This is a genomic window from Pantoea sp. GbtcB22 (assembly GCF_019091025.1).
GTDB lineage: Bacteria > Pseudomonadota > Gammaproteobacteria > Enterobacterales > Enterobacteriaceae > Pantoea > Pantoea leporis.
Map to the genome: position 1 here is coordinate 1 of NZ_JAGXKB010000003.1, position 9,691 is coordinate 9,691.

Annotated in this window: 3 protein-coding genes; 1 reads left to right on the top strand and 2 read right to left on the bottom strand. The window is 61.3% G+C overall.

Annotation, left to right across the window (positions count from 1 at the left end; genetic code table 11):
* Positions 1 to 33: 33 nt before the first annotated feature.
* Positions 34 to 7,374 (top strand): Ig-like domain-containing protein, encoded by a 7,341-nt coding sequence (locus KVT28_RS11505; protein WP_217548570.1) that lies wholly within the window; start codon positions 34 to 36, stop codon positions 7,372 to 7,374.
* A gap of 211 nt (positions 7,375 to 7,585) precedes the next feature.
* Here the strand turns inward: KVT28_RS11505 and KVT28_RS11510 are convergent, their stop codons facing one another.
* Both KVT28_RS11510 and cbl read right to left on the bottom strand, forming a co-directional pair.
* On the bottom strand, positions 7,586 to 8,431 hold the full coding sequence (locus KVT28_RS11510) for a GNAT family N-acetyltransferase (RefSeq protein WP_217548572.1): 846 nt from the start codon (positions 8,429 to 8,431) through the stop codon (positions 7,586 to 7,588).
* A gap of 114 nt (positions 8,432 to 8,545) precedes the next feature.
* Positions 8,546 to 9,505, bottom strand: coding sequence for an HTH-type transcriptional regulator Cbl (cbl, locus tag KVT28_RS11515; RefSeq protein WP_101762578.1), 960 nt, complete (start codon positions 9,503 to 9,505; stop codon positions 8,546 to 8,548).
* Positions 9,506 to 9,691 lie beyond the last annotated feature (186 nt).

A 9,691-nucleotide genomic window follows, 5' to 3' on the forward strand; every position in this document is an offset into this window, starting at 1 on the left:
AGCATCGACAGCGCGCTGGACAACGCGGGCCCGGTGACCGGCAGCCTGAGCAGCGGCGCGTCCACCGACGACACCACACCAACCCTGCGCGGGAGCGGCCCGGCCAGCAGCGTTATCACCCTGCGCTATAAAATGGACGGCGGCAGCTACGCCTCCACCACGGTAAGCGTGGACAACGCAGGCAACTGGTCGTGGACGCCGTCCGCGCTGGTGAAAGGCAGCTGGACCTTTGAGGTGCAGAAGGCCGGCCAGAGCGACTGGAGCAGCTTCCGGCTGACCATCGATCCGGACCTCGATCGCTACCCGACCATCGACAGCGCGCTGGATAACGCGGGCCCGGTAACCGGCAGCCTGAGCAGCGGCGCGTCCACCGACGACACCACGCCGACTCTGCGCGGTACCGGCCCGGCCAACAGCGTTATCACCCTGCGCTACAAGCTCGGCAACGGTGGCTACACCCTCGACAGCGCGAGCGTGGATGCAGACGGCAACTGGTCGTGGACGCCAAATACGCTGGCAAAAGGCAGCTGGACCTTTGAGGTACAGAAGGACGGCCAGAGCGGCTGGAGCAGCTTTAAGCTGACCATCGATCCGGCGCTGGACCTGAAGCCAACCATTGACAGCGCCTGGGACGACTTTGGCGCGGTAACCGGCAGCCTGACAAGCGGTGACACCACCGATGACAACACGCCAACCCTGCGCGGTACCGGCGTGGCCGGCACCATCATCCACTTCCAGAACGGCCTGGCGGGCAGCTCCTGGGTTAATGTGGGCAGCACCGTCGTTAAAGCGGACGGCACCTGGGAGTGGACCTCACCGGTACTGAGCAAAAACGGCACCTGGGAGTTTCACGCGAAGGCGCAAAACGGCGACGTTATCAGCGACTGGACCGGGAAATTTATTCTGAAGTACGTTGCTGCCGCCGGACCGGTGATTACCGATGCGCTGGACAACGTCGGCCCGGTAACCGGCAGCCTGAGCAGCGGCGCGTCCACCGATGACAGCACGCCAACCCTGCGCGGCACCGGCCCGGCCAACAGCACCATTACGCTGCGCTACAAGCTGGGCAGCGGCAGCTACGCCTCCACCACGGTGAGCGTGGATAATGCAGGCAACTGGTCGTGGACGCCGGATACGCTGGCGAAGGGTAGCTGGACCTTTGAGGTGCAGAACGCCGGCCAGAGCGGCTGGAGCAGCTTCCAGCTGACCATCGATCCTGATCTCGATCGTTACCCGACCATCGACAGCGCGCTGGATAACGTCGGCCCGGTGACCGGCAGCCTGAGCAGCGGCGCGACCACCGACGACAGCACGCCAACCCTGCGCGGCAGCGGCCCGGCCAACAGCGTTATCACCCTGCGCTACAAGCTTGGCAGCGGCAATTACGCCAGCACCACGGTAAGCGTGGACGGCAACGGCAAGTGGACGTGGACGCCGTCCGCGCTGGCCAACGGCAGCTGGACCTTTGAGGTGCAGAAAGCTGGCCAGAGCGGCTGGAGCAGCTTTACGCTGACCATCGACCCGACCGTGGACCGCGATGCCGTGATCAACAGCGCCTGGGATGACTTCGGCGCCGTGACCGGCACCATTGCCAACGGCGGGACCACCGACGACAGCACGCCAACGCTGCGCGGCACCGGCCCGGCCAACAGCAGCATCGCACTGAAGTACAGCAACGGCGACCGCAGCGGCGGCATCATGGTTAAAGTGGACGCCAGCGGGAACTGGACGTGGACCGCGCCAGATCTGGAGGACGGACACTGGACCTTTGAGGTGAAGAAAGACGGTCAGGAAAGCGCGAGCCGCTACGAGCTGACCATCGATTCCAACGCGGATCGCAACGCCAGCATCGACAGCGCGTTCGACAACGTCGGCCCGGTGACGGGCAGCCTGAGCAGCGGCAGCAGCACCGACGACACCACGCCGACCCTGCGCGGCAGCGGCCCGTCCAACGGCACCATCACGCTGCGCTACAAGCTCGGCACCGGCAGCTACGCCTCCACCACGGTGAGCGTGGACAACACAGGCAACTGGTCGTGGACGCCGTCCGGGCTGGCGAAAGGCAGCTGGACCTTTGAGGTGCAGAAGGCCGGCCAGAACGGCTGGAGCAGCTTCCAGCTGACCATCGATCCGGACCTCGATCGCTACCCGACCATCGACAGCGCGCTCGACAACGTGGGCCCGGTGACCGGCAGCCTGAGCAGCGGCGCGACCACCGACGACACCACGCCGACCCTGCGCGGTACCGGCCCGGCCAACAGCGTTATCACCCTGCGCTACAAGCTCGGCAACGGTGGCTACACCATCGACAGCGCGAGCGTGGATGCCAGCGGCAACTGGTCATGGACGCCAAATACACTGGCGAAAGGCAGTTGGACCTTTGAGGTGCAGAAGGACGGCCAGAGCGGCTGGAGCAGCTTCCAGCTGACCATCGATCCTAACCTGGATCGCAATGCCACCATCGACAGCGCGTTCGACAACGTCGGCCCGGTAACCGGCAGCCTGAGCAGCGGCAGCAGCACCGACGACACCACGCCGACCCTGCGCGGCAGCGGCCCGGCCAGCGGCACCATTACGCTGCGTTATAAAATGGACGGCGGCAGCTATGCCTCTACCACGGTGAGCGTGGACGTAAACGGCACCTGGTCATGGACGCCAAATACGCTGGCAAAAGGCAGCTGGACCTTTGAGGTGCAAAAAAGCGGCCAGAGCGGCTGGAGCAGCTTCCAGCTGACCATCGATCCCACCGTGGACCGCGACGCCGTGATTAACAGCGCCTGGGATGACTTTGGCGCCGTGACCGGCACCATTGCCAACGGCGGGATCACCGACGACAGCACCCCGACGCTGCGCGGCACCGGCCCGGCCAACAGCACCATCACGCTGCGCTACAAGCTCGGCAGCGGCAGCTACGCCTCCACCACGGTGAGCGTGGACAACGCGGGCAACTGGTCGTGGACGCCGTCCGCGCTGGCAAAAGGCAGCTGGACCTTTGAGGTGCAGAAGGCCGGCCAGAACGGCTGGAGCAGCTTCCAGCTGACCATCGATCCGACCCTGGACCGCAACGCGACCATTGACAGCGCCTATGATGATTTTGGTGCCGTCAAAGGCGTTATTTCCAACGGCGGCGTCACCGATGACGCCACGCCGACCCTGCGCGGTACCGGCCCGGCCAACAGCGTCATCACCCTTCGCTATAAGCTCGGCAGCGGTGGCTACAACACCGACAGCGTGAGCGTGGACGCCAGCGGCAACTGGATGTGGACGCCGAATGCGCTGGCCAGCGGCAGCTGGACCTTTGAGGTGCAGAAGGCCGGCCAGAACGGCTGGAGCAGCTATAAGCTGACCATCGACCCGACCGTGGATCGCAAGCCGACTATCGACAGCGCGTGGGATGACTTTGGCGCGAATACCGGCCTGATCGCCAACGGCGGCATCACCGACGACGCCACACCTACCCTGCGCGGCACCGGCCCGGCCAACAGCACCATTCTGCTGCGCTACTTCCACCTGGCCACCCTGTTTGAGGGCACGATCAAGGTAGACAGTAGTGGCAACTGGACGTGGACCGCACCGGCGCTGACGGACGGCGACTGGACCTTCGAGGTGAAGAAAAGCGGGCAGTCTCAGTGGAGCAGCTATGAGCTGACCATTGACTCCACCGCCGATCGCAACGCCACCATCGACAGTGCCTGGGACGACTTCGGTCCGAACACTGGCAGCCTGAGCAGCGGCAGCAGCACCGACGACACCACCCCGACCCTGCGCGGCAGCGGCCCGTCCAACGGCACCATCACGCTGCGCTACAAGCTCGGCACCGGCAGCTACGCCTCCACCACGGTGAGCGTGGACAACACAGGCAACTGGTCGTGGACGCCGTCCGGGCTGGCGAAAGGCAGCTGGACCTTTGAGGTGCAGAAGGCCGGCCAGAACGGCTGGAGCAGCTTCCAGCTGACCATCGATCCGGATCTCGATCGCTACCCGACCATCGACAGCGCGCTGGATAACGTCGGCCCGGTGACCGGCAGCCTGAGCAGCGGCGCGACCACCGATGACACCACCCCGACCCTGCGCGGCAGCGGCCCGGCCAACAGCGTTATCACCCTGCGCTACAAGCTTGGCAGCGGCAGCTACGCCAGCACCACGGTAAGCGTGGACGGCAACGGCAAGTGGACGTGGACGCCGTCCGCGCTGGCCAACGGCAGCTGGACCTTTGAGGTGCAGAAGGCCGGCCAGAGCGGCTGGAGCAGCTTTACGCTGACCATCGACCCGACCGTGGACCGCGATGCCGTGATCACCAGTGCCTGGGATGACTTCGGCGCCGTGACCGGCACCATTGCCAACGGCGGGACCACCGACGACAGCACCCCGACGCTGCGCGGCACCGGCCCGGCCAACAGCAGCATCACGCTGAAGTACAGCAACGGCGGCATCATTATTAAAGTGGATGCCAGCGGTAACTGGACATGGACCGCGCCAGATCTGGAGGACGGACACTGGACCTTTGAGGTGAAGAAGGACGGCCAGGAAAACTGGAGCCGCTACGAGCTGACCATCGATTCCAACGCGGATCGCAACGCCAGCATCGACAGCGCGTTCGACAACGCGGGTCCGGTGACCGGCAGCCTGAGCAGCGGCGCGTCCACCGACGACACCACGCCGACCCTGCGCGGCAGCGGCCCGGCCAACGGCACCATTACGCTGCGCTACAAAATGGACGGCGGCAGCTACGCTTCCACCACGGTGAGCGTGGACAACGCAGGCAACTGGTCGTGGACGCCGTCCGGGCTGGCGAAAGGCAGCTGGACCTTTGAGGTGCAGAAGAGCGGCCAGAACGGCTGGAGCAGCTTTAAGCTGACCATCGATCCGGCGCTGGATATGCAGCCCACCATCGACGATGCCTGGGACAATTTTGGCGCGGTGACCGGCAGCCTGAAGAACGGAGACACCACCGACGACAGCACGCCGACCCTGCGCGGCAAAGGCGTGGCCGGCACCATCATCCACATTCAGAGCAGCCCGCCGGGCGTGCCGTGGGAGACCGTGGGCAGCACCGTGGTGAGAGCCGACGGCACCTGGGAGTGGACCTCACCGGTGCTGGGTGGCAGCAACACCTGGGACTTCCGGGCCCAGGCGCAGACCGGCGATCACTTCAGCGCGTGGAGCAACAAGTTCGTGGTGAAATACGTCGCGGCAGCGCCTGACAAGCCGACCATCACCGATGCGTTTGACGACGTCGGTCCGGTGACCGGCAGCGTGAAGCACAACGGCTACACCGATGACAGTACGCCAACCCTGCGCGGCAAAGGCGTGGCGGGCAGCATCATTCACTTCCAGAACGGCCCGTGGGATAAGCCGTGGGTGAACGTGGGCAGCACGGTGGTGAAAGCGGACGGCACCTGGGAGTGGACGTCGCCAGCGCTGGATCACAGCGACAACTGGCACTTCCGTGCGTATGTAGAGAACAGCAACGGCCAAAGCGACTGGTCAGACAGCTTTATTCTGAACTACACCGATCCGACGCCGACCATTGTTGACGCGTTTGATGATTTTGGTGCCCAGACCGGCAGCCTGCAGAACGGTGACACCACCGACGACAGCACGCCGACCCTGCGCGGCAAAGGCGTGGCCGGCACCATCATCCACATTCAGAGCAGCCCGCCGGGCGTGCCGTGGGAGCCAGTGGGCAGCACCGTGGTGAAAGCCGACGGCACCTGGGAGTGGACCTCACCGGCGCTGAGCAGCAGCAACACCTGGGACTTCCAGGCCCGGGCGCAGAACGGCGATCACTACAGCGCGTGGAGCAACAAGTTTGTGGTGAAATACGTCGCGGCAGCGCCTGACAAGCCGGTCATCACCGATGCGTTTGACGACGTCGGTCCGGTGACAGGCAGCGTGAAGCACAACGGCTACACCGATGACAGCACGCCAACCCTGCGCGGGCGCGGCGTGGCGGGTAGCATCATTCACTTCCAGAACGGCCCGTGGGATAAGCCGTGGGTGAACGTGGGCAGCACGGTGGTGAACGCCGACGGCAGCTGGGAGTGGACGTCGCCGGCGCTGGATCACAGCGATAACTGGCACTTCCGCGCCTGTGCAGAGAACAGCAGCGGCAAAAGCGCCTGGTCAGAGAGCTTTATTCTGAATTACACCGATCCAGCGCCCACCATTACCGATGCGTTTGACGATTTCGGTGCCGAGACCGGCAGCCTCGCCAGCGGTGACACCACCGACGACAGTACGCCAACCCTGCGCGGCACCGCGCCGGCGAACAGCGTGGTGATGATCCGTGCACAGCATGCCTCGGGTGAAAAAACCTACAGCGTGAAGGCGGGTGCGGATGGTAAGTGGAGCTGGACGCCGGATACGGCGCTGGCGAAAGGCGACTGGGATTTCCAGGTGAAGCAATCCGGAGCGGGAAATTGGGGAGAATCATTTGAGCTAAATATCACAAAAGATTATTCAGGAAGAAAAGGAATAATTGACTTTGAAGATATGAATTTGGGTCTGCGTAATGATGCAGGTATTCTTTTTAATGGAAATTGTTCGCTTGTTTGGCATAAGACTTATATTAAACAAAAGCCTGAAGGTGCCCCTGATTATTTTGGGGAGCATGTTCTTTCTCCAGCTAACGTCTTGCTGAATATCCAAGGTAATAAAATCGTAGATATTGGTTTAGACATATATAACATGGGAACACAAGATGAAGTATTCAATATTTATGGTACTGGCATTATATCGGATAAAATCACTATTAAGCCTGGCGAAACACTTCATTTAGATCGTGATTCTTACGGGAATACTTTTGACGGCAATAATTTTGGGGATTTACACCTCCACTTTCTCACAGACTATAGGAACTTAGTAATTGATAATATATACACTATTGTTACGCCACCAAGTACTTCGGCACAGTTAATCGATGAGCCCGAAAACAATATCCACTTCCTCGACGGCATCGACGAATTAACCGAGCACGCTATCACCGGCAGTGAAACGCAGATTGATACCCTGCAATTAACCGGGAAAGATCAGCTGCTCGATTTATCTCAGCATCAAGCAGAGATTCAATCGGTGGAGATCTTTGATATTCGCGGCAGCGGGGATAATACGCTGATAATCGATCTGGATGCGCTGCTGCATTACGGCGAAAAAGATCTGTTTATCGAAGACGGTAAAACCCAGCTGATGATCAATGGCGATGCCGGCGATGTGGTGCAGCTGAAAGATATTCTGCCGGAAGGCAGCGATATCAGCGAATGGCAGCATCAACAGGGAACTGTGACGGTTGCGGGCGTGGAGTATGAGGTTTACAGCCACGGCGATGACGCGGAACTGCTGGTGCAGCAGGGGGTGAAAACCGAGCTGATTTAGCGGTTAGATCCTCTATTATCTGTCTGGAAAGCCACCGAAATTCGGTGGCTTTTTTTTGTTGTTTACCCACTCAGAACCTTCGAGCATCGCGCTCCGGCTGGCATTGCGCACCGGCTGGCATTGCGCGATAAATCGCGCCGCTACGTTGCGCGGCGATCACACACACCCTCCGCCGCGACGGCACCGGCATCGATTTACTTGCTACTCGGCATCATCCCATCGCCTGCGTCATCAAACCATAAGCCTGCATCGCGCCGGGCTGCGGTATCCACGGCGTGCCGCGCACCATGATGGTGGGCGCATCCACCTGCTCCAGACCCAGGGTGTTCAACCATGCCGCCAGCGGTAACGCGGCGTCGGTATCGATGCGCACAAACTCGCCGTGCAGGCTTTGCATCAGGGCGGCAATCAAGGTTTGCGCGCTCGCCAGATTCAGCGCAATCACCGGGCCAATCGACCAGCCGTGACCAAACCGGCGCAGGCTGGCAAAGCCCTGCACGCGCTGCTGCGCATCCAGCAATATTTGGGTTTGTGCAGCGGCAATCAGGTGGGTGATTAACGCGGGGCGCCACAGGCCGTGCGCCTGGTGATCGAAGGCAGTCAACGGTTGTGCCTCTGCGGGCAGCGCGTGACGCAGCGTGAAACCGGGTGGCATATTCAACGCCGGCACCGCCGCCAGCGCGCGCGTTTGATGCTGCAGGATCTGGCCCGTTACCGCAAAACCGAGTTTCTGGTACAGCGGTTTGCCGCTCTCGGTGGCGTGCAGCCGCAGGCGGTAATCAGGGAATTGTTCCAGCAGCGCCAGCATCAACTGTTTGCCAATGCCCTGCCCTTGCCAGCGTGGGCTGACGATGACGAGTCCGAGGGTGGCGGCCTGCTCGCCCCAGCGAAACCCCAGCGCGCTGCCGGCGTAGTCGCCCTGATGTTCAGCCACCGTGCCTGCGCCGAACGTCAGCGCCTGTTGCCAGTCTTCGCGGCGATGCGGCCAGTGCAGTTGCTTCGTAAGGGCAACGCCGGAATCGATGTCGCGTGGCGTGATAGCGCGTAGCCTGATCATGTTTGCTCCTGATGTGCGGGAAATGCCCTTGTCTTTAGCACATTTCAGGGCGGGGATGAAAGCGGGAACGCGGTTGCCTGGCGGTGCGGCTGAATTGCGCCGCACCGTGCTGAATTAAATCTGGAAGTCGATGGCCGGTTCGTTTTCGGTTTCGTAGGAGAGCGCCTGACGCTTGATCTCCTCCAGCGACAGGTTGGCATTGCAGAGTTCGAGGAACTGCCAAACGTAATTGCGTTGCAGCTGGCCGCGCTTCAGGCCGAGCCACACGGTATTGGCATCGAACAGATGATGGGTGTCGATTTTTACCAGATCTTCGCCTTCGTAAATATCGCACGCCTGATCGGCGAGAATCCCCACGCCAAGACCGAGTTCCACGTAGGTTTTCACCACGTCAGAATCCTGCGCGCTGAGCACGATATCCGGGCGCAGACCTGCAGCCTGGAATGCACGATCCACCCGAGAACGGCCGGTAATGCCCTGACGATAAGTGATTAACGGATAACGGCTCAGGCTGGCGAGCGTAATGGGCTGCTGCTGTAGCAGTTCATGATCGTGCGGTACCAGCAGCGAGTGATGCCAGCTGAACCACGGGAACGCCGCAAGACTACTGTTGTTCACTAGCTGCTCGGAGGCGATACCGATATCGGCTTCACCGGCCAGCAGCATGGCGACAATCTCCTGCGGCGATCCCTGATTGAGCTCAAGGCGCACGTTGGGATAGAGCTGGCGAAACGCTTTGATCACGCGCGGCAGGCTGTAACGCGCCTGGGTGTGCGTGGTGGCGATGGTCAGCACGCCGCTGGTTTCATTGGTAAACACATCCGCTAAGCGGCGTACTTTGCCCGCTTCATCAAGGATGCGCTCAGCAATGGTCAACAGCGCCTTGCCCGGTTCGGTCATGCCTAACAGTCGCTTGCCACGACGAATAAAGATTTCCACGCCCAGTTCATCTTCCAGATCGCGAATATGGCGGCTGACTCCGGATTGGGAGGTAAACAGCGTATTCGCCACTTCGGTCAGGTTGAACTCGCAACGGGCCGCTTCACGTATAATTTTAAGTTGCTGGAAATTCACACCCTTTTCTCCTGATTCCTGCCCCTGTTTCGTCCATGTTATGAAGTTGGTGTCATCGCAACAAATAATAAAAAACGGTGTGTTATGCGGAATAGTAATAAGGAGTCGTTTGAAGGACGCCCTCACCCCAACCCTCTCCCGCAAGCGGGCGAGGGAGCTGATCGAGCGGTTGGTTGGTGAGGTGAT

What these genes read in the sequence shown, in the direction of transcription:
- KVT28_RS11510 (WP_217548572.1), bottom strand. Translation starts at nt 8,431, where the DNA reads ATGATCAGGCTACGCGCTATCACGCCACGCGACATCGATTCCGGCGTT.